This window comes from Serratia oryzae (assembly GCF_001976145.1).
Lineage (GTDB): Bacteria > Pseudomonadota > Gammaproteobacteria > Enterobacterales > Enterobacteriaceae > Chania > Chania oryzae.
Genome location: NZ_MOXD01000003.1, coordinates 85688 through 110209, shown reverse-complemented (window position 1 = coordinate 110209; position 24522 = coordinate 85688). Strand labels below are relative to the sequence as shown.

Annotated in this window: 18 protein-coding genes and 2 pseudogenes; 13 read left to right on the top strand and 7 right to left on the bottom strand. The window is 54.3% G+C overall.

Annotation, left to right across the window (positions count from 1 at the left end; all coding sequences use genetic code 11):
- The first annotated feature begins 580 nt into the window (after positions 1 to 580).
- The 4 genes and pseudogenes from putP to phoH all read left to right on the top strand — a co-directional run bounded on the left by putP (position 581) and on the right by phoH (position 4674).
- Complete coding sequence (gene putP / locus BMI79_RS06475) at positions 581 to 2065, top strand: sodium/proline symporter PutP (protein WP_076941334.1); 1485 nt, start codon at positions 581 to 583, stop codon at positions 2063 to 2065.
- Positions 2066 to 2300: 235 nt separating this feature from the next.
- Positions 2301 to 2369 (top strand): annotated as a pseudogene (locus tag BMI79_RS24190) (hypothetical protein); the annotation flags it as partial.
- Positions 2368 to 3239 (top strand): annotated as a pseudogene (locus BMI79_RS06470) (Dyp-type peroxidase); the annotation flags it as partial. The pseudogenes BMI79_RS24190 and BMI79_RS06470, both read left to right, overlap by 2 nt.
- Before the next feature lie 646 nt (positions 3240 to 3885).
- A complete protein-coding gene (gene phoH / locus BMI79_RS06465; protein WP_076941333.1) occupies positions 3886 to 4674 on the top strand; it encodes a phosphate starvation-inducible protein PhoH in 789 nt (262 codons plus the stop codon).
- A gap of 44 nt (positions 4675 to 4718) precedes the next feature.
- Here the strand turns inward: phoH and BMI79_RS06460 are convergent, their stop codons facing one another.
- The 3 genes from BMI79_RS06460 to BMI79_RS06450 all read right to left on the bottom strand — a co-directional run bounded on the left by BMI79_RS06460 (position 4719) and on the right by BMI79_RS06450 (position 8425).
- On the bottom strand, positions 4719 to 5969 hold the full coding sequence (locus BMI79_RS06460) for an MFS transporter (protein WP_208611179.1): 1251 nt from the start codon (positions 5967 to 5969) through the stop codon (positions 4719 to 4721).
- 109 nt (positions 5970 to 6078) lie between these two features.
- Positions 6079 to 7185 carry a sodium-potassium/proton antiporter ChaA gene (gene chaA / locus BMI79_RS06455; RefSeq protein WP_076941332.1) on the bottom strand — a complete coding sequence of 369 codons (1107 nt, stop codon included), beginning with the start codon at positions 7183 to 7185 and terminating at the stop codon, positions 6079 to 6081.
- Positions 7186 to 7606: 421 nt separating this feature from the next.
- Positions 7607 to 8425, bottom strand: a complete 819-nt coding sequence (locus BMI79_RS06450) for a siderophore-interacting protein (RefSeq protein WP_076941331.1) — start codon at positions 8423 to 8425, stop codon at positions 7607 to 7609.
- Between the two features lie 480 nt (positions 8426 to 8905).
- On the opposite strand from BMI79_RS06450, the gene BMI79_RS06440 reads away from it, so the two are divergent.
- The 3 genes from BMI79_RS06440 (at position 8906) to BMI79_RS06430 (ending at position 12479) form a co-directional block, all read left to right on the top strand.
- Positions 8906 to 9601 carry a gamma-glutamylcyclotransferase gene (locus tag BMI79_RS06440; RefSeq protein ID WP_076941329.1) on the top strand — a complete coding sequence of 232 codons (696 nt, stop codon included), beginning with the start codon at positions 8906 to 8908 and terminating at the stop codon, positions 9599 to 9601.
- Between the two features lie 306 nt (positions 9602 to 9907).
- A complete protein-coding gene (gene cbl, locus BMI79_RS06435; RefSeq protein WP_076941328.1) occupies positions 9908 to 10861 on the top strand; it encodes an HTH-type transcriptional regulator Cbl in 954 nt (317 codons plus the stop codon).
- A gap of 598 nt (positions 10862 to 11459) precedes the next feature.
- The gene (locus tag BMI79_RS06430) at positions 11460 to 12479 is read left to right on the top strand and encodes an NAD-dependent epimerase/dehydratase family protein (RefSeq protein ID WP_076941327.1); all 1020 of its coding nucleotides are present in this window, start codon (positions 11460 to 11462) and stop codon (positions 12477 to 12479) included.
- A gap of 27 nt (positions 12480 to 12506) precedes the next feature.
- Here BMI79_RS06430 and BMI79_RS06425 read toward each other — a convergent pair whose 3' ends face one another.
- The 3 genes from BMI79_RS06425 to BMI79_RS06415 are packed head-to-tail and all read right to left on the bottom strand — an operon-like array spanning position 12507 to position 15066.
- A complete protein-coding gene (locus BMI79_RS06425) occupies positions 12507 to 12653 on the bottom strand; it encodes a DUF2474 domain-containing protein (RefSeq protein WP_095996098.1) in 147 nt (48 codons plus the stop codon).
- A 2-nt stretch (positions 12654 to 12655) separates the two neighbouring features.
- The gene (gene cydB / locus BMI79_RS06420; protein WP_076941326.1) at positions 12656 to 13663 is read right to left on the bottom strand and encodes a cytochrome d ubiquinol oxidase subunit II; all 1008 of its coding nucleotides are present in this window, start codon (positions 13661 to 13663) and stop codon (positions 12656 to 12658) included.
- Between the two features lie 2 nt (positions 13664 to 13665).
- Positions 13666 to 15066, bottom strand: a complete 1401-nt coding sequence (locus tag BMI79_RS06415; RefSeq protein WP_076941325.1) for a cytochrome ubiquinol oxidase subunit I — start codon at positions 15064 to 15066, stop codon at positions 13666 to 13668.
- Between the two features lie 145 nt (positions 15067 to 15211).
- Between BMI79_RS06415 and BMI79_RS06410 the strand changes: the two genes are divergently transcribed.
- Complete coding sequence (locus BMI79_RS06410) at positions 15212 to 16630, top strand: aminotransferase-like domain-containing protein (RefSeq protein ID WP_076941324.1); 1419 nt, start codon at positions 15212 to 15214, stop codon at positions 16628 to 16630.
- Position 16631: 1 nt separating this feature from the next.
- Here BMI79_RS06410 and BMI79_RS06405 read toward each other — a convergent pair whose 3' ends face one another.
- Positions 16632 to 17606 carry an alpha/beta hydrolase gene (locus BMI79_RS06405; protein WP_076941323.1) on the bottom strand — a complete coding sequence of 325 codons (975 nt, stop codon included), beginning with the start codon at positions 17604 to 17606 and terminating at the stop codon, positions 16632 to 16634.
- 663 nt (positions 17607 to 18269) lie between these two features.
- On the opposite strand from BMI79_RS06405, the gene BMI79_RS06400 reads away from it, so the two are divergent.
- From BMI79_RS06400 to astE, 5 genes are all read left to right on the top strand, one after another.
- On the top strand, positions 18270 to 19484 hold the full coding sequence (locus BMI79_RS06400; protein ID WP_076941322.1) for an aspartate aminotransferase family protein: 1215 nt from the start codon (positions 18270 to 18272) through the stop codon (positions 19482 to 19484).
- A 110-nt stretch (positions 19485 to 19594) separates the two neighbouring features.
- Positions 19595 to 20629 carry an arginine N-succinyltransferase gene (astA, locus tag BMI79_RS06395; protein WP_076941678.1) on the top strand — a complete coding sequence of 345 codons (1035 nt, stop codon included), beginning with the start codon at positions 19595 to 19597 and terminating at the stop codon, positions 20627 to 20629.
- Positions 20629 to 22101, top strand: a complete 1473-nt coding sequence (astD, locus tag BMI79_RS06390; RefSeq protein WP_076941321.1) for a succinylglutamate-semialdehyde dehydrogenase — start codon at positions 20629 to 20631, stop codon at positions 22099 to 22101. The genes astA and astD overlap by 1 nt, the downstream gene beginning before the upstream one ends.
- Positions 22102 to 22119: 18 nt before the next feature.
- Positions 22120 to 23460: an N-succinylarginine dihydrolase gene (gene astB, locus BMI79_RS06385; protein ID WP_076941320.1), complete on the top strand. Its 1341-nt coding sequence runs from the start codon at positions 22120 to 22122 to the stop codon at positions 23458 to 23460.
- Positions 23461 to 23471: 11 nt separating this feature from the next.
- The gene (astE, locus tag BMI79_RS06380; RefSeq protein WP_076941319.1) at positions 23472 to 24455 is read left to right on the top strand and encodes a succinylglutamate desuccinylase; all 984 of its coding nucleotides are present in this window, start codon (positions 23472 to 23474) and stop codon (positions 24453 to 24455) included.
- Positions 24456 to 24522 lie beyond the last annotated feature (67 nt).

Here is a 24522-nt window from a genome sequence, read left to right as displayed (position 1 = left end):
TTGCAACTTTGTGCAACCTTGTTAAATCAGGGCCGTGATTGAACTGTGATTTCAATCGGTTTTTTAACATCGAACTACGCACGGATCTTGCGGGTATCTGCGGTTGCTGGTTATCCAAGGCCGTATTTCCCTGCATTAAACAGGGGTAAGGGAGAGGTGCAACTCATTTTATGATGGATGAGTGCAACCTATTGAGTGGTTAAATGTGACGCAGGGTAAACTTTGTGTAACTTTATTGTTAAATATCTTGTTGGCTGCGGGGGGCCTCATCTAGGATAGCCAGCGTTTATACACGCCATACTTCAAGTTGCATCGGTATTGGCTACGTCCGCTCGCACCCGTCACAGAGTTTTCTATGCTCCTGGCGACTCTAGGACTGGCCGCCTGCATGCAACTCGAATTATTTAGGTATAGATCATGCCGGGCAGAAACTATCTTTACCCGCTACCTATCGCAATGCGCCACGTTCCGGCACTTGGCGGGTGAAATACATGACATAAAAATACCCGATGCATTTCAGCTGCCTGCCAATAACGTGGCCGTCTGAAAGATAAAGGGAATAATAAAAGTGGAGAGTTGAATGACAATGAGCACACCGATGCTGGTGACCTTCCTGGTGTACATTTTTGGGATGGTGTTAATCGGCTTACTCGCCTACCGGGCGACCAACAACTTTGATGACTATATTCTGGGCGGCCGCAGCCTGGGTAGCGTGGTGACCGCGCTTTCCGCCGGGGCATCCGATATGAGCGGCTGGCTGCTGATGGGCCTGCCGGGGGCGATCTTCCTGTCCGGTATCTCAGAAAGCTGGATCGCCATCGGCCTGACGATTGGCGCTTACCTGAACTGGAAGCTGGTGGCGGGCCGGTTGCGCGTGCATACCGAAGCCAACAATAACGCCCTGACGCTGCCAGACTATTTCACCAGCCGTTTTGAAGACAACAGCAAGCTGCTGCGGGTGATTTCCGCCATCGTCATTCTGGTGTTTTTCACCATCTACTGTGCTTCGGGCATCGTGGCCGGTGCGCGTCTGTTTGAAAGCACCTTCGGCATGAGCTATGGCACGGCGCTGTGGGCCGGTGCGGCAGCCACCATCCTTTACACCTTTATCGGCGGGTTCCTGGCGGTGAGCTGGACCGATACCGTGCAGGCCAGCCTGATGATTTTTGCGCTGATCCTCACGCCGGTGATCGTGATTTTCGCCGTTGGCGGGATCGACACGTCGATGCTGGTGATTGCCGCTAAAAACCCGGCCAACGTTGACATGATGAAAGGGCTGAATTTTGTCGCCATTCTGTCGCTGATGGGCTGGGGGCTGGGGTATTTCGGCCAGCCGCATATTCTGGCGCGCTTCATGGCGGCAGATTCCCACCGCACTATCCGCAGCGCACGCCGGATCAGTATGACCTGGATGATCCTGTGCCTGACCGGCACCATTGCGGTCGGTTTCTTCGGCATCGCCTATTTTGCCAATAACCCGGAACAGGCGGGGAATGTGTCACAGAATGGTGAGCGGGTCTTCATTGAGCTGGCCATGCTGCTGTTCAACCCTTGGATCGCGGGCATTCTGTTGTCGGCGATTCTGGCGGCGGTGATGAGTACCCTGAGCTGCCAGTTGCTGGTGTGTTCAAGCGCGATTACCGAGGATTTGTACAAAGCCTTCCTGCGTAAAGGTGCCAGCCAACGAGAGCTGGTGTGGGTGGGGCGTGCCATGGTGCTGCTGGTGGCACTGATCGCGATCGCGCTGGCCGCCAACCCGGAAAACCGCGTACTGGGCCTGGTTAGCTATGCCTGGGCAGGGTTCGGTGCTGCGTTTGGCCCGGTGGTGCTGATCTCGGTCATGTGGTCACGCATGACGCGCAACGGCGCTCTGGCCGGTATGCTGGTGGGGGCGATCACCGTGATCGTCTGGAAGCACTATGCCTGGCTGGATCTGTATGAAATCATCCCTGGCTTCCTGTTTGGCAGCATCGCCATCGTGCTGGTCAGCCTGATGGGGCGTAAGCCTTCGGCGACCATGATCGAACGTTTTGACCTGGCTGAAGCCGAGTTTAAAACGGTGTAATACCTGTTTAGCCTCCTCCTGACGATCGGGAGGAGGCTGCAACATCACTCCCTTCCTGACCAGCTTTTCTCCCTGCTGTAACAACTGGCGACATTTGATTAGTAAAAATCACGTGCCCGTCTCTTGTATTTCTCTTTTCTATAATGATAATCACTATCGTTCTTGTTTGCCTTTCTTTAGATTGCTTGCGGCTGGGTTGCTCGCGTGCTAGCACCTTTTCAGGGGGGACTTATTTATGTTCGTTCCCTTTCTTATCATGTTCCGTGAGGGGCTGGAGGCCGCGCTGATCGTCAGCCTGATCGCCGGCTAACCTGACGATCACCCTGTCTGTCGGCGCTTTGCTGTTTGATGAACGTTTCGGCCTGCAGGCGCATAAACCGTTGCGCTTGCAGAAAATGACGCGCTTCCCGAACGATTCGCTGGATGCTGCGTTATGCCATGGCGATCTGCTGCTGCAAATCTGTGCCAATACTAATGAAACCGTGATCCACGCGCTGCGCGATATCATCAAGCACGCACCGGACTTGCTCAGCGTGCGCTGGAAGCGTGAAGGGTTTATTTCTGCCCATGCGGCGCGCAGTAAAGGCAAAGAGACCCCGATCAACCTGCTCGGCTTTAAAGATGGCACCGCTAACCCGAAAACCAGCGATAAGCCGTTGATGGATCAGGTGGTGTGGGTGGGGGACAACGCGGGTGAACCTGCCTGGGCGGTGGGGGGGAGCTATCAGGCCGTGCGCATTATCCGTTTCCACGTGGAGTTCTGGGATCGTACCCCTCTGCAGGAACAGTAAAGCCTCTTTGGCCGAGAAAAGCACAGTGGGGCGCCGCTGGGGATGAACCAGACTATGCCAAAAACCCAGAGGGGAAAATGATCCCAATGGACGCGCATATTCGGCTGGCTAACCCGCGCACGCCGCAAACCCAAAGCAGCCTGATGCTGCGCCGTGGCTACAGCTATTCGGTGGGGGGCTCTAATTCTGGCCAATTAGAAATGGGCTCGCTGTTTGTCTGTTATCAGTCCGACCTGGAAAAGGCGTTTCTAACGGTGCAGAAACGGCTGAATGGTGAAGCCTTGGAAGAATACGTTAAGCCGATTGGTGGCGGGTATTTCTTTGTTTTACCGGGTGTCAAAGAGGCCGCTGATTATTTGGCCAGCGGTTTGTGGCAAAGCTGAAGCGCTGAAATGTTGAGCTGTCTACTAAAGGCACAGTGCAGGTTGTGCCTTTTTGTTTGCTGCTATTTTAATCTGGCAATCAAAATGCCATTGCTGAATTTTAATGATAACTAATTGATTTAAAGTGATAAAAAATTTATCTGGAATGGTATGAGCGGCATGATATAGTGTTTTTGCACGATCTGAGAACAGCGAATATTAAAATTTTTTACATTTTAGTAACACAGCAAGTTTGAATGTCATTATACTGTAATCATCTGGCGGTAGTTTCACTCGGTGCACAGCTTAATGCTGTAAATATCACTGCGGGGATCGCTAATGGTAAAGTCCTTGGTTGGGCTACAAAAGACAAATAACATCACCTCCCTGATTTCTCGTTATAACGAGGGCTCTCCCTCCGACTCTCAATTTCTCAACAATTCTTGGCTTTTCTTGCGCCGCAATCTGGCTGACACACTCTCTTATTGCGTACCCACCCTCGCGTTGTCCTGTGAAGAAACGGTGCATTACCCTGCTGCCGCGTATTCACGTTATTCATCGGCTTATATTGGCTCTAAAGGAAGCCAAAACCTAATACGTGTGTGAAACATAATCGTACGGCATCTGATGCCGCTGCGGTAGGTGAAACAAACTGTAAGGTGCCACCATGGGAAGACAGAAAGCAGTGATCAAAGCACGTCGTGAAGCTAAACGCGTTATTCGCCGTGACGCACGTAGCCATCGTCAACGTGAAGAAGAAAGCGTGACCTCTCTGGTGCAAATGGGAGGGGTTGAGTCTATCGGCATGGCACGTGACAGCCGAGATACTTCTACCATTGAGGCGAGAACCGAAGCTCAGGGTCATTACTTATTAGCGATAGAAAATAAACAGCTGATATTTGCCACTGGCGAAGCCGGCTGCGGTAAGACATTTATCAGCGCCGCCAAAGCGGCAGAAGCCTTAATACATAAAGAGGTGGATCGGATTATAGTGACGCGTCCGGTTCTGCAGGCGGATGAAGACCTCGGCTTTTTGCCTGGGGATATCTCTGAGAAATTCGCCCCTTATTTCCGGCCGGTGTATGACGTGCTGCTGCGCCGTTTAGGATCGTCGTTTATGCAATACTGCCTGCGCCCGGAAATCGGCAAGGTAGAGATCGCGCCTTTCGCCTATATGCGCGGGCGTACCTTTGAAAATGCGGTGGTGATCCTGGACGAAGCCCAGAACGTTACGGCCAGCCAGATGAAGATGTTCCTGACGCGCCTGGGTGAAAACGTCACGGTGATCGTCAATGGCGATATCACCCAGTGCGATTTACCACGCGGCGTGAAATCCGGCCTTAGCGACGCGTTGGAACGCTTCGAAGAGGACGAAATGGTGGGCATTATCCGCTTTGACAAACAAGACTGCGTCCGCTCGGCACTTTGCCAGCACACGCTTAATGCTTACGATTGAGATCGTTGAACTTTATGAAAGGCCACTGCGGTGGCCTTTCTACTTTATTGGGCTGGTGCCGGTTGTTTTTTTTCTGACAGATACTGAATAAATAACAGCCCTAACGCGATAGTCACCGGTATGAACACCAGAATATTGAGCCAGAACCAGCCGATGGTATGCAGCATCTGCCCGGATAACAGTGAGGCTAATGCGGTGGTGCCAAAGACAAAGGTGTCGTTCAGGGATTGCGTTTTTAGCCGTTCCTGGTGGGTGTAACAGGAACTGAGCATCACCGTGGCGCTGACAAAACCAAAGTTCCAGCCCACGCCCAGCAGGATGAGCCCGCTCCAGAACCAGATCACCTCGTTACCGACCATGGAAACCGCAGCGGCACAGGCCGTTAACAACAGCCCGGTGACACAGATTTTACGCGGGCCAAAACGCGTCATCAGCCTGCCGGTAACAAATCCCGGCGCATACATCGCCAGAATATGCCACTGGATACCCAGCGTTGCGGTAGACAGGCTGTGGCCGCTATGCAGCATGGCCAGCGGGGTTGCGGTCATCATAAACGTCATCAATCCATAAGAGACCAGGCCTGCCACCGCGATAGCAATAAAGCGGAATGAGCTGGCAATTTCTCTCAGGGAGCGGGGAGGGGCCAGCAGCGTTTCGTGTTGAGGCAGTTGCTCGGAAAGATGGCGCTGCTGGGCCGCTAACTGTGCCGTCATACGCCGCATGCGCCATAAAAACAGCAGGGCGATCAGGGCTAATAAAGACTGGCTGAGAAAGCTGGCGGACAGCGGCACCGGTAAGAGATTTTGTGTCCAAATCACCAACTGTGGGCCAATCAGCGCTGCCAGCAGCCCGCCGAGCATAATACGTGAGATCGCCATGGGTTGCTCTGGTCTGGCGACATAGTCTGTTATGGCAAAGCGATAGTTCTGTACGCATGCCGCATAGCACCCTGCCAGCAGGCAGCCCAAACAGAACAGGCCGAAAGAACCGCTGATCACTCCCCAGGTGGCTATGGCACCGCCGAGTAACGCACTGAGCGCACCAAGGGTATAAGCATTAACGCGGCCAATGCGAGCCATCAGGAAGCCGATGGGTAAGACGGACAACGCCAGGCCGATGTTAAACAGGCTGACCGGTAGGGTCGATAAGGTTTTGTTGCTGCTTAAGGTTTCGCCCACCAATCCACCCAGCGAGATAATAATCGGTGGTGAAGAGGCCCCGATCGCCTGCAGGGCAAATAGCAAATAGATATAGCGCTTGGTTTGCGCCTGGTACGCGTCTGTCCCTGTTTTCACGCTTGCCTGCTCCACAGTCGGCATCCTTTGGTTAGCGACGATATAAAAAATCAGGCGGAGTATCTGCACCGCCTGATTTGGGGATGTTATTTATGGCCGCAGCCTGGCATCAGGCGAAAATAGTCATCATATAAGCGGCAAACAGGGCTAGGTGCGCGGTGCCGTTCAGCACGTTGGTTCTGCCGGTTGAGAAGGAGATATGGCAGAGGATCAACACCGTCAACATCACCACCATATGCGGTGCCTGCAGGCCGAAGATCAGCGTTTGGCCGGTCAGGGTGGCGATGATCGTGACTGCAGGGACCGTCAGCGAGATCGTCGCCAGCACGGAGCCGAAGAACAGGTTCATGGCGCGCTGCACCTGGTTGTTCAGCACCGCACGCAGCGCTCCCAGCCCTTCCGGTGACAGAATCAGCAACGCGACCAGAAAGCCGGTGAACTGCGTCGGCGCATTCAGCTTGGTCAACAACCCTTCCAACGGATTGGCGTTGAACTTGGTCACGGCGATAACCGCCACCAGATGTACGACCAGCCAGACTGCATGCCACAGGCTGCTGTGAGAAGAGGGCTTGCCGTGGTGCGGATCGCCATCGTCACCGTCATCTTCGTGTTCATACACGAACAGGCTCTGGTGTGTTTTGGTCTGGATCAGCAGGAATACGCCATACATTGCCGCCGAAATAGCCGCGACCAGCAGCGACTGGCCCACGCTGAAATTACCGCCCGGCAACGCGCTGGGCAACACCAGCACGATGATCGCCAGCGGGAAAATGGCCATCAGATACTGCTTGATGCCGCCAAGGTTAACGTACTGGGTGGCAAACTTGCGCCCACCAAGCAGCAGGGCAACGCCCACCAGGCCAGCGGTGACAATCATGATGATCGAATACAACGTGTCACGCATCAGTGCAGGAGCGGCGTCGCCAGTTGCCATCAGGGCAGAAATCAGGCTGACCTCCAGAATCACCACCGACAGGCTGAGGATCAGCGAGCCGTAGGGTTCGCCCAGCCGATGGGCCAGTACGTCGGCATGGCGTACCACGCTGAACGCACTGCTGAGGATCCCCACCAGCGCCACAATATTTATACCGACGATCAGCGGAAAACTGCCGGTACCGCCCCACAGGTTGAGCACAACCAGTGCCGCAATAGCAAAAATCAATGAATACTCGGTATGGCGGGATTTGGATCGGCCAGGATCGTTGTGCGACTTCATTTTGGTGATTCTCCTTCTCAAACTGCGTGGCCCCGTCATCGCATAATAGGCAGTGAATAGCCGTTCTGCGTATCCAGAAGTTGTTATTCCCCGAAGGATTCAGGCCACAGGTAGGCACCCACTTAGCGGCTCCTGACAAACTGGGTCTAGAGCCTGTAGGGCAACCAACCTCCGCAGCTTGAAAAGCGAAGGGGATAATAATAATAGGATACACCCTGCATATGAAGCTGGGTAATGATGTGATGTTGTTTTAACTAGGGAAAGCAATGGGTTGCTTTATGTGACAAGCGTAACAAAAAAACCGCAGTTAATGCGGTTTTTTTTACGAACTTTTACGTAATAAAGTGCTTTTTTTGTGCTAAGGCACCATAAAATCGATTTAATACCACATTATCTTATTAAATCAGGCAGAAATTAACCGTCAGGAGTCAATATCATCCATGATCTCATGCCTTTTATCATGATAACTTTCTTCATTTAGCCCTTCACGCCAGTAAGGTACGGCATAAAGCTGGTTACGATCGCATTTCCACACGCGGCGCACGTGACGGCGCAGTTCGACCACCAGGCGGTCTTCACCGGCCAACCAGAACTGGGTGCCTGCTTGCGGCAAGGGTTGCGCACAGAATTGGGTAATGAGCTCTGCGGTTTTTTCGGTGTTGCCAATAATCCAGCGTAGCTCAATGCCGGTGGGTTTCTTCAGATCGAGCAGGTCTGCCGGTGTATCGACGCGAATAAATGCACATCCGGTACTGTGCGCAGGCAGGTTTTCCAGCAGCGCGGCGATCGCTGGCAGCGACGACGGATCGCCAGCCAGGTAATAGAAGTCTGCGGCTGGCAGCATGGGTTTGGGGCCACCGGGATTGCTGATACCGATTTTATCGCCCGGTTTGGCCTGACGGGCAAAGTTCACCGCCGGGCCGCTGTGATCGTGCAATGCGAACTCAATGTCAATTTCAGCCTGCTGTGGCCGAATGGCACGTATGGAATAAGTGCGGATCAACGGGCGCACGGCATCGGCAGCCCATACCGGCCCATTGTCACTGAGCGTTGGCAGATCTGGCTGGGTTTGGCCCGCATGTGGCAAAAACACCTTGATGTGCGCAGCGGCGGCATTCGCCGGGTAATAACACAAATCCGCAGCGCTGAAGGTGATGCGGCGTAGGTGCGGCGTAATATCGCGCAGGCGGATGACTTCGATCAAATAGGGCGCGCGGCTGCGTGGGGTCTCTGTGGTCACGGTGTTCTCCTTTATCATTCTGCGCCGAGTATACCATGCCATATGATAATGAGAATCGTTTAATTTCATGGGTAAAACCCGTCAGTTAAGAGGGTGTTTTATGCGCAGCCTCGGTTAAGAAAATGTTTGAGGGAGAAATACAGAGGTAAAAAATACGCTGACTCATATTATCGCTGTTACAGATAAATACTTTTTCACACTAAATCTGCCGGTAAACTTGATTACGCTGCCAGAACCGAATAAGGTTATTAATATAACAGCGGGGTTATTAAATTAATAAATCCCGCAAACTCAATTTCAAAGATGTATACCCAAAATAATTCGAGTTGCTTGTAGGCGGCAACGGAGTGAAGCCCCAGGAGCTTACTCAAGTAAGTGACTGGGGTGAACGAAGGCAGCCAACACCCAAGCAACTTGAAGTATGACGGGTATAGTGGCAAATGGGATTAGGGCAATCCTACTCCTAGGGGGTTGTATTAGGTGTTAACACGAGATTTTCTACAAAAGGCAGATTGCAAGACGGCATTCGGCACAATTGAAGAGTCGCTGTTACTGACACCAGAACAGCGTATGGCATCGTTGGCATGCACGTTGTCGCGTCGGCCAGACAATAGCCCGGTGTGGATATTTGGCTACGGTTCATTAATGTGGAACCCGGTATTTGAATCTGAAGAGGTCAAACCTGCTACTCTGCAAGGGTGGCATCGTGCTTTTTGCCTGCGGCTGACCGCCGGGCGCGGCACTCTGCATCAGCCAGGGCGTATGCTGGCGCTGAGCGAAGGCGGGCAAACCGCTGGCCTGGCGTTCCGGTTACCGGAAGAGACGCTGCGCGAAGAGTTGGAGTTGCTGTGGAAACGCGAGATGATCACCGGTTGCTACCTGCCAACCTGGTGCGACCTGACGCTGGACGATGGCAGAATGGTGACAGCGTTGGTATTCGTGATGAACCCGCAGCACCCATTGTTTGAGGAAGATACCCGCCATCAGGTGATTGCACCGCTGATTGCCAGCGCCAGCGGCCCGTTGGGCACCAATGCGCAATACCTGTTCGCCTTGGATAATGAGTTAAAAAACTACGGCATGAAGGATGACTGTATCGGTGACTTGGTCAACATGGTGCGGCAGTGGTTACAACAGAACGGCTCTGGCTCGGCCGGGAGTGAAGCAACGGCTTAGTCTGGCTCTGTCGCATGGCACCCTCGTGGGTACCATGCTCGTTTTTATCTGATCGCTGATATAACGAATCTCTCTATTTAATAACCTGGTTCAGCATAGCATCTAAATCACCCCATTTATAATGGTTATACATCTTATTGATTATAAAAACATTGTCCTTGTCTTTGTTAAATCATGAGGGTGAGTCAGCAATGAAAAAAAGTATTTAGCATTAAAAGATATAAGTAAAGATTATTTCTTATTTGTTCCTTCTCGGCAGAATCCGTATCAATATTGTTAACTATATAGGTTCAAAGAGAACATTGGATGAACTTTCAGCAATTAAAAATTATCCGTGAGTCAGCACGTTGCAACTACAACCTGACGGAGGTTGCTAATACGCTATTTACGTCCCAATCGGGAGTTAGCCGCCATATTCGTGAACTGGAAGAAGAGCTGGGCATCGAGATATTTATCCGCCGTGGTAAACGATTATTAGGCATGACGGAGCCCGGTAAAGAACTATTGATTGTCGCTGAACGAATCCTAAACGATGCCAACAATATTCGCCGCCTGGCGAATGTATTCAGCAACAATGACGCTGGCCAATTGCACATTGCCACGACCCACACTCAGGCATGCTATAGCCTGCCGGGAGTCATTAAAGAGTTTCGAGCGCTGTATCCGCGTGTGCGGGTGGTTCTCAATCAGGGTAGCCCAGAAGAGATCGTGTCGATGCTGGCTTCCGGCGAGGCTGATATCGGCATCGCCAGCGAACGCCTGATGAATGATGAGTCGCTGGCGGCTTTTCCTTATTACCGCTGGCACCATGCTATTCTGGTGCCGGAAGGGCATGAATTGACGCGTCAACCGCAGGTAACGCTGGAGATGTTGAGCACCTTGCCGTTGATTACCTACCGCCAGGGGATCACCGGGCGTTCGCGGTTAGACGCCGCTTTTAAGGCCGCAGGGTTAACGCCAGATATTGCTCTGAGTGCACAGGATTCCGACGTAATAAAAACCTACGTTGAACTGGGATTGGGTGTGGGGGTGTTAGCCGACATCTCTTTTGAAAAAGAGCGCGACCGTGGCCTGGTTTGCCTTAATGCGGAACATCTGTTTGATAGCAATACCGTCTGGCTGGGGCTGAAAAGTAGTCAGTTACAACGTAACTATATGTGGAAATTTATCCAGCTCTGTAACCCCACGCTTTCTCTGACGGAAATCAAAGAGAAAGTTTTTTCGGCTCACCTGGAACAGGTGATCGATTATCAGATTTGATATTTGCCATGTTTATTATGCGGAGCGTAATGTTGGGCGCGAAGTTGCCCCAGGCCCCCAGTTTTTTTGCGATCACAATGACATCGGTTAATCGCAACAATCGGTAACCGCGACATTGATAAGAAAAAACCTTCCTATCTTGTTAATGTTTTTTCACCTTTTTTTCATCGGAGCCGCCAATTATTGCCCCTGTAAATTGTGGGGCCCGCTACGTGTCTGTTCCTTCGGCTAGGAACTAACTTAGTGTATTCCTATGGATCTCTTTTCGTCGTTGATTTACGCTGTTGCGCGTTCGTAAAAGGCATTGTTTGCCGTATTAGTTAAATGAACGGAATCAATCAGTAATAAATACTTTCAAGGTTTTTATTATTCTGATTTTAATCAATAGGTTGGCAAAAATTAGCCTGTTAATTATTAATTAATAGCGCTTGATTTTTGCTGGGCCGAATTATGGATAAGCAGACTGAATACCTAAAATGACGACTGAAATTCTTCCTGATATCGCATTTCCGCTGACATTTTTTGCCCCTAGAGCGGCATTCTCGCTACCTCATGCTGTATCGTCGACGTTGCTGTTTGCTATTCCGATGAGCCTGCCATGAGGGTGCTGGTGACAGGCGCAACCAGTGGGCTGGGGCGCAACGCTGTTGAGTGGTTACTGGCAGCCGGGCATCAGGTACATGCCACTGGGCGTGATGAGGCCGTCGGACTGGCGCTGGTGGCGTTGGGCGCAAAGTTCACTGCGCTGGATCTGACCCGTGCGGGCGTGGAGCAGTGCGAGCAACTGATGGTGGGTTGTGAGGTGGTCTGGCACTGTGCGGCTAAATATTCCTCTTGGGGAAGACGCTCAGAGTTTTATCAGGTCAATACCTACGTGACGGATAAACTGGCTCACGTGGCCGGGCGTTGCGGCGTGCGGCGGTTCATTTATATTTCAACGTCTGCGGTCTATTTTGATTTTCAGCACCAACACAATATTGCGGAAAGTGAGTTTGCGGATAGCTTTGTCAACCATTATGCCGCCAGCAAGTTTGCCGCCGAGCAGAGTATCGCAGCGTTGCTGCATCTTTACCCGCAAACCACCTATCTTATCCTGCGGCCTCGTGGCCTGTTTGGGCCATATGATCGGATGAATGTGCCGAGGATCCTGGCTCAACTGCGGCGTAACAAGGGGGTGCTGCGCCTGCCTGAGGGCGGCAAGGTGTGCCTGGATCTGACCTTTGTGCTCAACGTGGTGCATGCGCTCGATCTGGCCAGCCGTAAGGAGCATTTAACCTCCGGCAGTATTTACAACATCACTAATCAACAACCGCAGCCGTTGGCGGATGTGCTGCACCAATTACTCATTGAACAACTCGGTTGGCAATATCGCTTGCAGGTAGTGCCTTACCGGCTGTTGCTGTCATTAGCATGCGCAATGGAAATGTTGGCGTTTATCACTGGCAAAGAGCCGTTTCTGACACGCCACGGCGTGGCATCTATCCATTTCGATATGACGCTGGATAACACACGAGCGATTGAGGAACTGGGTTATCGGCCACTGTACAGTATGGAGCAGGGGATTGAGCAAACAGGGCAGTGGCTAAAGCAGCAGGGCGTTCTGGAAAAGAAGGGCTGAGGTAGCGGCTCCCTAGAGCCGCCAGATTTAGTGCGTTTTCATCCCTGCCATGCCCATCAACAGGCGAAACAGCGTTGCAACCAGAAACAGCCCCAGTACGCTGGCACTCCAGATAATCACCAGCCAGCCTAGGCGTCGCCACCAAGGCGTTTTAGACTCCATCGTCTTTTTCATGATCAATGATACCCATCTTCATGGCTGACTTTGCCGCGGAATACGTAATAGCTCCAGAAGGTATAAACCAGGATGATCGGGATAATGAACAGCGCGCCAACCAACATAAAGCCTAGGCTCTGTGGCGGAGCGGCGGCCTGCCACAGCGTGATGGATGGCGGTATCAGCAGCGGCCAGATGCTGATTCCCAGGCCGCTCAAGCCGAGAAACACCAACAGTAACGTCAGTAAGAAGGGCGAATAATGGGCACCGTGACGCACGCCATGCCAGATACCCCAGGCGCTGAGCAACACCAGCAGCGGCACTGGCAGTAGCCAGAACAGGTTTGGCAGGCTGAACCAGCGTATCGCAATAGCATGATGTGCGATAGGGGTCCACAGGCTGACCACTAACAGCACCAGTAGCAGAATGATTAACAGCGGAGTCGCCAGACGGTACATGCGTGCTTGCAGATCGCCCGCCGTTTTCATCACCAGCCAGGTACAGCCCAGCAAAGCATAGGTCACTACCAGCCCCAGCCCGCAGAACAGCGCAAACGGCGTCAGCCAGTCGAGCGCGCCACCCGCATAGGCACGGCCTTCCACCGGAAAGCCGTTGAGGATCGCTCCCACTACCACCCCTTGGCTAAAGGTGGCGAAAATCGATCCGCCAATAAAGGCTTTGTCCCAGATATGGCGTTGTTCCGGTTTTGCCTTGAAACGGAACTCAAAGGCGACCCCTCGGAAAATCAGGCCAAACAGCATCAGCGTGAGCGGAATAGCCAACGCTTCGAGGATCACCGCATAGGCAAGCGGAAAAGCGCCATACAGCGCTGCACCGCCGAGCACCAGCCAGGTTTCATTACCATCCCAAACTGGGGCCACGGTGTTCATCATCACATCGCGATCGCGGCTGTTTTTCACCCAGGGGAACAGAATGCCGATACCTAAATCAAAACCGTCCATCACCACGTACATCATGGTGCTGAACACGATAATCACAAACCAGATCAGTGGAAGATCGATACCCATGTTCAGCTCCTGTCGTCCAAGGTTTCTTTAACCGCCGACAGCGGACGAGACGGCGTGCCGTTGCTGTTGGTTTCGTCACCCTCGTGTTCCTGCGGGCCTTTGCGGATCAGGCGCATCATATAGGAGTAACCGACACCAAACACCGAACAGTAGACGACGATAAAGGCCAGCAGGCTGATGCTCATCTGCAGTTCACCGTGGGCAGAGACGGCGTCTTTGGTGCGCAGCAAGCCATAGACGACCCAGGGCTGGCGGCCAATCTCTGTGGTAAACCAGCCTGCCAGTAGGGCCAATATGCCGGATGGTCCCATCCAGAGAATAAAGTGCAGGAAGGGCCTGGAGTGATAGAGCCTACCGCGCCAGCGCAGCCACAGGCTCCAGACGCCTGCCAGGATCATCAGCACGCCCAGTGCCACCATAATGCGAAATGACCAGAACACCACGGTGGCGTTGGGGCGATCTTCCGGCGGGAAGGATTTCAAGGCCGGTACCTGCTCGGTCAGGCTGTGGGTCAGAATCAGGCTGCCAAGGTAAGGAACTTCCAGCTTAAAACGCGTTTCTTCACGCTGCATATCTGGCCAACCGAACAGGATCAGCGGCGTGGCTTCGCCTGGGCGGTTTTCCCAGTGGCCTTCCATCGCCGCGATTTTTGCTGGCTGATACTTTAGCGTATTCAAGCCGTGGGCATCACCGATGACTGCCTGGATCGGAGCTACGATCAGCGCCATCCACATGGCCATCGACAGCATTTTGCGCATAGCCGGGGTGTCACGCCCGCGCAGCAGATGCCAGGCGGCGGAAGCCGCAACAAAGAAGGCCGAGGAGAGGAACGCCGCCGTGGTTGTGTGCAGCAGGCGGTAAGGGAACGACGGGTTGAAGATCACCTTCAGCCAGTCAACCGGCACCACCACACCGTTGATGATTTCATGCCCTTGTGGGGTTTGCATCCAACTGTTGGAAGCCAGGATCCAGAAGGTGGAAATCAGCGTGCCGAGTGCCACCATGCAGGTGGCAAAGAAGTGCAACCCAGGGCCGACGCGGTTCCAGCCAAACAGCATCACCCCCAGAAAACCGGCTTCAAGGAAAAAGGCGGTCAGCACTTCATAGGTGAGCAACGGGCCGGTAATGCTGCCAGCAAATTCAGAAAAAAAGCTCCAGTTGGTACCAAATTGATAGGCCATCACCAGGCCGGAAACCACCCCCATGCCGAAGTTAACGGCAAAGATTTTTGACCAGAAATGATACAGATCGCGATAGGTACGATCGCCGCTCTTTAACCATAACCCCTCCAGCACTACGAGATAACTGGCCAGACCGATGGTGATGGCCGGAAAAATGATGTGAAAGGATACGGTGAAGGCGAACTGAATACGTGCTAATTCCAACGCGTCAAAGCCTAACATGACGCCTCCTGCTGCTGTACATAAATTGACCCCTCAAGTATAGCTCTAATTTTCCAAACCAACCCTTGGTATTCAGTAGAGCATGGAGTACAGTAGCTATAATAGTGACAATTATTTTATATTTACCTATAACAGTTGGGTGCGAATGACCAGATACGAACTGCTTGCTCAGCAGATCCGCGAGCAAATTCAGAATCGCGTGTGGCGTGCCGGTGACAAACTGCCCTCGCTGCGTGAAAGCGGCAAACGCGCAGGATTGAGCCTGATGACGGTGGTGCAGTCGTACCAACTGTTGGAGAGTCAGGGTTGGATTGTCGCCCGGCCACAGTCTGGCTATTACGTTGCTGCTCGTCCGCAGCCCTTGCCACAACCGATGCGCAAGGAAAAATTGCTGCTAAGTGAACAGGTGGATATCAACGCCTTTATTTTTGAAGTGTTGCAGGCGTGTAAAGATCCGGACATTGTGCCTTTTGGTTCCGCTTTTCCTGATGCCACGCTGTTTATGCAACCGAAGCTGGCGCGAGCGCTGAGCAGCGTGGCGCGTAAATTCACCCCGCACAGTTCGCTGGCCAACCTACCGCCGGGCAATGATGCCTTGCGCCGTCACATTGCCCAGCGTTATGCGTTGAGCGGGATGCAGGTGGCTCCGGACGAGATTGTGATCACTGCCGGTGCCATGGAGTCATTGAGCCTCAGCCTGCAGGCGGTGACGCAACCGGGCGACTATGTGGCGATCGAATCCCCGGCATTTTACGGCGCGTTGCAGGCATTGGAACGCCTGCGGCTGAAGGCGGTGGCGATTGCCACCCATCCGCAGGACGGTATCGATCTGGATGCGTTGCAGCACGCGCTGGAACAGTATCCGATCAAAGCCTGCTGGCTGATGACTCACTTTCAGAACCCGCAGGGTGCCACCATGCCGCAGGAGAACAAACAGCGGCTGGTGACGTTGCTGCGCGAGCGCCAGATCTCATTGATTGAAGATGACGTGTACGGCGAACTGTATTTCAGCGCCGAACAACCACTGCCCGCCAAGGCGCTGGACAGCGGTGGGCAGATCCTGCACTGCTCGTCGTTTTCCAAATGTCTGGCACCGGGGTTCCGCGTGGGCTGGGTGGCCGCAGGGCGTTATGCCCAGCAGATCCAGCGTTTGCAACTGATGAGTACCGTATCCACCAGCGTGCCGACCCAGATGGCGATTGCCGATTATCTGCTGCACGGTGGTTACGATACTCACCTGCGCCGCCTGCGCCGTTTACTGGCCCAGCGTCAGAGTGCGATGCGTCAGGCGATCGCCCATCACTTTCCGTCCACCGTCAAGGTGAGCCAACCGGACGGTGGCTATTTTCTCTGGCTCGAGCTCGATCCGGCACTGTCTGCCATGGTGTTGTATCAGCGGGCATTGGCTGAAGGCGTGAGTATCGCACCAGGGCGGATGTTTACCACCGGCAACCATTTCAACCATTGCTTCCGTTTAAACGCCTCTTTTGAATGGTGTGACAAGTTTGAAACGGCGATCAAGACCTTAGCCAGACTCATCCGCGAGCTGGAGCCGGTGGGGTGAGTCAGGTTAAATAATGTTTTAGCGCTCGCCCTGCCTGGTGGAGGGCGGAATGCACCGCAGGGACGTGGGCCAGCGGGTTCAGCAGGCCGTAATCATGGATCAGGCCGTTGTAGCGGGTGGCAATGACCTCCACGCCCGCAGCGTTCAGCATGCGGGCATAGGCTTCGCCTTCGTCACGCAATACGTCCAGCTCTGCCGTTTGGATCAGGGCTGGCGGCAGGCCTTTCAGTTGTTCCAGTGTGGCATTGAGCGGCGAAGCGTGGATCTCCTTGCGCAGGGCTTTATCAGGGGCGTAATGGTCCCAGAATCCTTTCATCATACTGCGCGTCAGGAAATGGCCTTCTGCGAATTGATGATAGGAGCCCGTATCAAAACTGGCATGGGTGACCGGCCACAGCAGGACTTGGCAACGTAACGCGGGTGTGGCCTGCTCTTTGGCCAGCAGGCTGACCACCGCCGCCATATTGCCGCCAACGCTGTTGCCGACAACGGCCAGACGCGTGCCGTCGACGTTGATTTTCTCGCCAAACTCCGCCACCCAGGCGGTGGCCGCATAGGCCTGATGAATGGCGCCAGGATAGTGCGCTTCTGGTGACGGCGCGTAGTTGACGAACACGGCGACTGCGCCGGAGCTGTAAACCAGATCGCGCACCAGCCGCTCATGAGTGCGGAAATCACCCAGCACCCAGCCGCCACCGTGGAAGAACATAAACGCCGGTAATTTCCCCTTCACTCTGGGCGGGCGCACGATGTGCAGCAGGAGATCGTTGCCGGCGACACGGATAACCTTTTCCTCAATCTCAACGTCACGCAGCGGCACCTCGACGCTGCGTTGCAGCGCTTCCAGCACCTTGCGTGCCTCTTTCGGCTTCATATGCTCCATGGGTTTACTCACACGGGTATTCAACGCCTGCAAAAAGGCGGCAGTGTGCTGTTCCGCAAGCGGCTGGCTAGGATCAAAGGTTTTTTTAGACATGCTGGATCCTCAAAGGTGGCGGAGGGAAGCGTGAACTGGCGCAATCAAAGTGTAGCTAATGTGCTTATTTTGTCTGGTAACGAGTGAGTAAAAAATGTGTCAGGCCGCGTCATTGCTGATGTGCGCGCTGGTTTGCCTCAATTGAGTGCGCTTAATGCCCCAAAGTGGTGCGGCGCTGTGAGAAAACCGCTAGCAGGCCAAATTATTTTTGCGAGCACGATCAGAAAAACAGAAGAATTTTACGATTGAATAGGATTTCGCGGCCAACGATGATTTCATTCCGTATTTTTGCCATTATTCATTACCAATGCATAAATATTGCATATTTATGCAATATAACTGTTTGTTTTACCGGAAAAAATTCCAGAAAGCGCTGAAAAACCCAATTTGGCACGATAGCTGCTCTACACTCTTTATGAAGCGACATGTATTTTAACTACTCGTTAACATTTATTCCCCGTTCCGGGGTGCTAAATGCGACAGATATAGCGAAAAACCGATTTTATGTAACAGATTTGTAGCTGAATGGCCGTTGATAAGGAGCATTATCGTCGGCCAGAGGATATCGCCAGTAAGACGGTTTTTTGTCGTGTTGTATTACTTCCGGTGCAGGAACGGCCCTTACAGTCAAAATTCAGCCTTTGCTGAAGTCATGAGGTCATTATGGAACAGCCAATCGCAGTTACCCGCCAGTCTTTTGATGACTGGATGATCCCGGTGTACGCACCCGCTGATTTTATTCTGGTGCGCGGAGAGGGATCGCACGTTTGGGATCAGCAGGGCAAATGTTATATCGACTTTGCCGGTGGCATTGCCGTGAACGCGCTGGGGCACGCGCACCCGCAGGTTAAAGCGGCGTTGGTTGAACAGGCTGGCAAGCTGTGGCACCTGGGCAATGGTTATACCAACGAACCGGTGCTGCGTTTGGCAAAACAGCTGATCGACGCCACCTTTGCTGAAAAAGTGTTTTTCTGCAACTCCGGGGCAGAAGCCAACGAAGCTGCGCTGAAGTTGGCGCGCAAATATGCGCTGGATAATAGCGGCAGCGAAAAGAACCAGATTGTGGCGTTTAACAATGCTTTCCACGGCCGCACGCTGTTTACCGTTTCAGCCGGGGGGCAGCCGAAGTATTCGCAGGATTTTGCGCCGCTGCCTGGTGGGATCCTGCATTCGCCGTTTAACGATCTGTCCGCGGCGGCGGCCGTGATTAATGAGCGCACCTGCGCGGTGATTGTCGAACCGATCCAGGGTGAGGGCGGTGTACTGCCCGCCGATCCGCTGTTCCTGCAGGGGTTGCGTGAATTGTGCGATCGCCACGGTGCGTTGCTGATTTTTGATGAAGTGCAAACCGGTATGGGCCGCACCGGGCATCTGTATGCCTATATGCAATATGGCGTGGTGCCGGATGTGCTGACCACCGCCAAGGCGCTGGGCGGCGGTTTCCCGATTGGGGCGATGATCACCACCGATAAACTGGCACCAACGCTGGGAGTCGGTACGCACGGCACCACCTACGGTGGCAACCCGCTGGCAACGGCGGTAGCCGGTGCGGTGTTCTCGCTGATCAATACGCCAGACGTGTTGGACGGGGTAAAACAGCGTCACCAGTGGTTTATCGATGGGTTGAATAAAATCAATCAACAGTATCCGATCTTTGCGGAAATCCGCGGTGGCGGTCTGCTGATTGGCTGTGTATTAAGCAAGGACTATGCGGGTAAAGCCAAACAGATCACGCAGTTGGCCAACGAGGAAGGGGTGATTGCCCTGATCGCCGGCCCGGACGTGGTGCGCTTCACCCCTTCGCTGATCATCCCGGAACAGGATGTTAAAGAGGGGCTGGCGCGATTCGCGCGTGCTGTCGCGCGGATCTGCAGTTAATAAAGCGGCTGCACCCGGGTGGTGCAGCCGATACCCAGCGGGTTCCAAGCCATAATGACTATTCCGATAGCTTGGAAAACGCGGGGTAGATGACTTTCGAGGTTCGCATCATGATGATTATCCGCCCTATAGCGCGTCGCGATTTGGCTGACTTACTGACGCTTGCCGGTAAATCCGGTATTGGTTTGACTTCCCTGCCGCAGAATGAGGACACGCTGTCGGCACGTATTGAGCGGGCGTTAAAAACCTGGCAAGGCGAACTGCCGAAAAGTGAACAGTGTTACCTGTTTGCCCTGGAAGATACCGAACGCCAACAGGTGGTTGGCGTCAGCGCCATCGAAGTGGCGGTGGGGCTGTCTGAGCCCTGGTACAGTTTCCGCGTGGGTACGCAGGTACACGCGTCAAAACAGCTTAACGTGTATAAATCGGTGCCGACGCTGTTTTTGAGCAACGATCATACCGGCCATTCGGAATTGTGCACGCTGTTCCTCGATCCTGACTATCGTCACGGCGAGAACGGCAAACTGCTGTCTAAGGTGCGTTTTCTGTTTATGGCCGCGTTCCGCGAACATTTCTCGCGCAAAGTGATTGCCGAAATGCGTGGCTTTTCCGATGAGAACGGCCGTTCACCGTTCTGGGAAAGCGTTGGCCGCCACTTTTTTTCCATTGAGTTTGCTAAAGCGGATTATTTGAGCGGGACTGGGCAAAAAGCCTTTATCGCCGAACTGATGCCGAAACATCCGCTGTATGTTGATTTTCTGGCTGAAGATGCCCGGAATGTGATTGGTGAAGTCCACCCGCACACCGCACCGGCGCGCCGGTTGCTGGAGGCTGAGGGGCTACGCTATCAGGGCTACGTGGATATCTTCGACGGTGGCCCGACGCTGGAAGCGGAGCTTGATGAAATCCGCGCGGTGAAGCGCAGCAAACTGGTGAAAGTGGTTCTGGACGATGCGCCAATGAATAACGAGGCCCCGGTGTATCTGGTGGCTAACGACAACTATCCCCATTACCGCGCACTGCTGGTGCATGCCGATCTGTATGACGATCGCCTACGTATCAATGCCGATACCATGGCAGCGCTAGGCGTTGAGCAGGGCAGCCAGGTGCGGGTAATCACGCTGATTGCACAGGAGAAAGCCTAATGTCACACCCAGCATTGTTGATTAACGGGACTTGGCGCACGGGCCAGGGGGCCGAGTTCAGTAAAACCGATCCCGTGGATAACCAACCGCTGTGGCAGGCTAATGCGGCAGATGCTGCCGATGTGGCCGCGGCTTGTGAGGCGGCGCGTGGCGCCTTTTCTGCCTGGGCTCGCACGCCGTTTGCCGAACGCGAACAACTGGTCAAACGCTTTGCGGCGCTGCTGGAAGAGCATAAGCAGGCGCTGGCTGAAGCGATCAGCCGTGAAACCAGTAAGCCACGTTGGGAAACCCTGACCGAAGTACAGGCGATGATTGGCAAAGTGGGGATCTCCTTGCAGGCCTATCAGACACGCACTGGGGTAACAGAAACGGCGATGGCCGACGGGGCTTCGGTGCTGCGCCATCGTCCACACGGGGTATTGGCGGTATTCGGCCCGTATAACTTCCCCGGCCATTTGCCGAACGGCCATATTGTGCCCGCCTTGCTGGCGGGCAATACCCTGGTGTTTAAGCCGAGCGAACTGACGCCGCTGACCGCAGAAGCCACGCTGAAACTCTGGTTGCAGGCCGGTTTGCCGGATGGGGTGATCAACTTGGTGCAGGGCGGGCGTGAAACCGGCGAAGCGCTGGCCGCCAGCCCGGCTATCGACGGATTGCTGTTCACCGGCAGCGCCAATACCGGCTATCACCTGCATCGCCAACTTGCCGGGCAGCCGGAAAAAATTCTGGCGCTGGAGATGGGCGGTAACAATGCGTTGATCGTCGAACAGATTGAAGATCGGGATGCGGCGGTGAACTTGGCGATCCAATCCGCGTTTATCTCTGCCGGGCAGCGTTGCACCTGTTCGCGCCGTATTCTGGTCAAACGCGGGCAGGAAGGCGATGCCTTTATCGAACGCCTGGTTGAGGTGGCTGGCGCGTTACGCATTGGCCGCTGGGATGCCGAACCGCAGCCATTTATGGGGGGCGTGATCTCGGTGACTGCCGCCGAGAAGATGTTGGCGGCACAGCAGCAACTGCTGGCGCTAGGGGGAAAAGCGTTGCTGACTCTGCGCCAGTTGGAGAGTGGCAGCGCCTTGCTCAGCCCGGGGATCATTGAGATGACGGGGGTGGCCAATGTGCCGGACGAAGAGTATTTCGGTCCGCTGACCACCATTATTCGCTACGACAGCTTTGACGAGGCCGTGCGCATCGCCAACGATACGCGCTTTGGCCTGTCGGTTGGGCTGGTGTCACCACAGCGCGAGCAGTTCGAACAACTGCTGCTGGAGGCGCGGGCCGGTATTGTCAACTGGAACAAACCGCTCACCGGGGCCTCCAGTGCCGCTCCCTTTGGCGGCGTCGGGGCTTCGGGTAACCATCGCCCGAGTGCATTCTATGCGGCAGATTACTGCGCCTGGCCGATGGCTTCGCTGGAAAGCCCCAGCCTGACGTTGCCTACCAGTCTGTCACCCGGTTTGTCGTTCAACTGATGCCCAGAGGAGAGAAACATGTCGGGATATGAAGTTAACTTCGATGGGTTGGTCGGTTTGACGCACCATTATGCCGGGCTGTCGTTTGGTAATGAAGCCTCAACCCAGCACCGCAATGCGGTATCCAACCCCAAGTTGGCCGCTAAGCAAGGTTTGATAAAAATGAAAGCGCTGGCGGATTTGGGCTTTCAGCAGGGGGTGTTGCCCCCGCAGGAACGCCCGCATTTGCCGATGCTGCGCAAACTGGGGTTCAGTGGCACTGACGAAAACGTGTTGGCTCAGGCGATGCGCACCGCACCACAGCTGCTTTCTGCGCTCAGTTCGGCCTCTGCCATGTGGACGGCCAATGCGGCAACGGTTTCACCCTCGGCCGACAGCGCCGATGGCAAACTGCACTTTACCGCTGCCAACCTGAATAACAAATTCCACCGTGCGATCGAAGCAGAAACCACCTCCGCCGTGCTGCAGGCGATTTTCAGCGATCGGCAGCACTTTGTTCACCATGATGCATTGCCGCAGGTGGCGCTGTTTGGTGATGAAGGAGCGGCTAACCACAACCGATTGGGCGGTGACTACGCCAAACGCGGTGTGCAGGTGTTCGTTTACGGTCGCCAGGAGTTCGGCGGGGAACGGGCACCCACGCGTTATCCGGCGCGGCAGACGCGCGAAGCCAGCGAAGCGATCGCCCGCTTGCATCAGTTGGATGCGGAGCAGACGGTGTTTTTGCAGCAGAACCCGGCAGTGATCGATCAAGGGGTCTTCCATAACGATGTGATCGCGGTCAGCAATCAGCAGGTGCTGTTTCATCATCAGCAGGCTTTCTTGCATCAGCAGCGTGGGCTGGATGAGGTTCGGCGCAAGATGGCGGCGGTGGGAGCAGAACTGCTGGCGATCGAAGTGCCCACTGCGCGCGTTAGCGTGGCGGATGCGGTAGCGACCTATCTGTTTAACAGCCAGATCCTGACCAAACCGAATGGCCGGATGATGATCGTGGTGCCAGAAGAATCCCGCCAGCACGAAGGGGTTTGGCGTTATCTGACAGAAATGGTGGCCAGCGGCGGGCCAATTGATGAAATCAAGGTGTTCGATCTGCGTGAGAGCATGCGTAACGGCGGTGGCCCGGCCTGCCTGCGGCTGCGGGTGGCGATGAACGAACAAGAATTACACGCGGTCAACCCGCGGGTGATGATGAATGATCGGTTGTTTACCACCCTAAACCAATGGGTTGATCGCTATTATCGAGACCGCCTGACGCAGGACGATTTGGCCGATCCGCAGCTACTGCGCGAAGGCCGCGATGCCTTGGATGCCCTGACATCGCTCCTCGGTTTGGGCTCTGTTTATCCATTCCAGCAATAACCGGAGCATTTATGATCGATCTTTTGGCGCTGACGCTGGCAGGGGAGGAACCGGCACAATCCGGTGGTGAAAACGCCATGCTGCGTTGGCACTGGCTGGGAGAAGGGCTGCTGGAGATCTGCCCGTTGCACGGTTATCAGCGTGCAGCGGTGATTTCAGCCGGTATCCACGGTAATGAAACGGCACCCATCGAATTACTGAACCAGTGCGTAGATGAAATACTCGCGGGCACCCGCCCCCTGGCGGTGCGTTTGCTGGTGGTACTGGGTAACCCATCCGCGGTGCGGGCCGGTAAACGCTATCTGGTTAGCGATATGAACCGCATGTTCGGTGGCCGCTACGGCCAGTTTGAGCCTAGCGAGGAAACCTTACGGGCACAGCGGTTGGAGCAGGCCGTCAGCGCCTTCTTTGCTGGCGAAGAGGCTGCACGCTTTCACTTTGATTTGCATACGGCGATACGTGAATCGTATTTACCTCGCTTTGGCCTGTTACCCTTCCAACAGCGGCCATACAGCGCGGCAATGCTGGCATTGCTGGATGCGGCGGCGCTGGATGCAGTGGTGATCCATCAGGCTCCTGGCGGCACTTTCAGCCATTTCACCAGTGAACAGCTACAAGCGGCCAGCTGCACGTTAGAGCTGGGAAAGGCGCGGCCGTTTGGCTGTAACGATCTGCAGCAGTTTAGCGGGATCCACCAGGCGCTGCGGGCATTTATCAGCGCTGAACCGTTGCCGCAGCGTGCACAGGCACCGATGCGGGTATTCCGAGTGGAGCAATCACTGATCAAGCGCAGTGAAGCATTCAAGCTTTACCTGAGTGATGACACGGCCAACTTTACGGAATTACCCCGTGGCACGTTATTGTGTGAACAACCCGGAGAGGCTTATCGGGTGCAGCACGACAGTGAATGGATATTGTTCCCCAATCCCCACGTTGCCCTGGGGCTGCGTGCTGGCATGATGTTGCGCGAAGTCCCCCGTACGGCTCTGTTCTAATCCTTTCCTCTATGCCGCAGGTAGAAAAAAGCCTGCGGCGGCATTATCTACGATTTACGCAACAAAT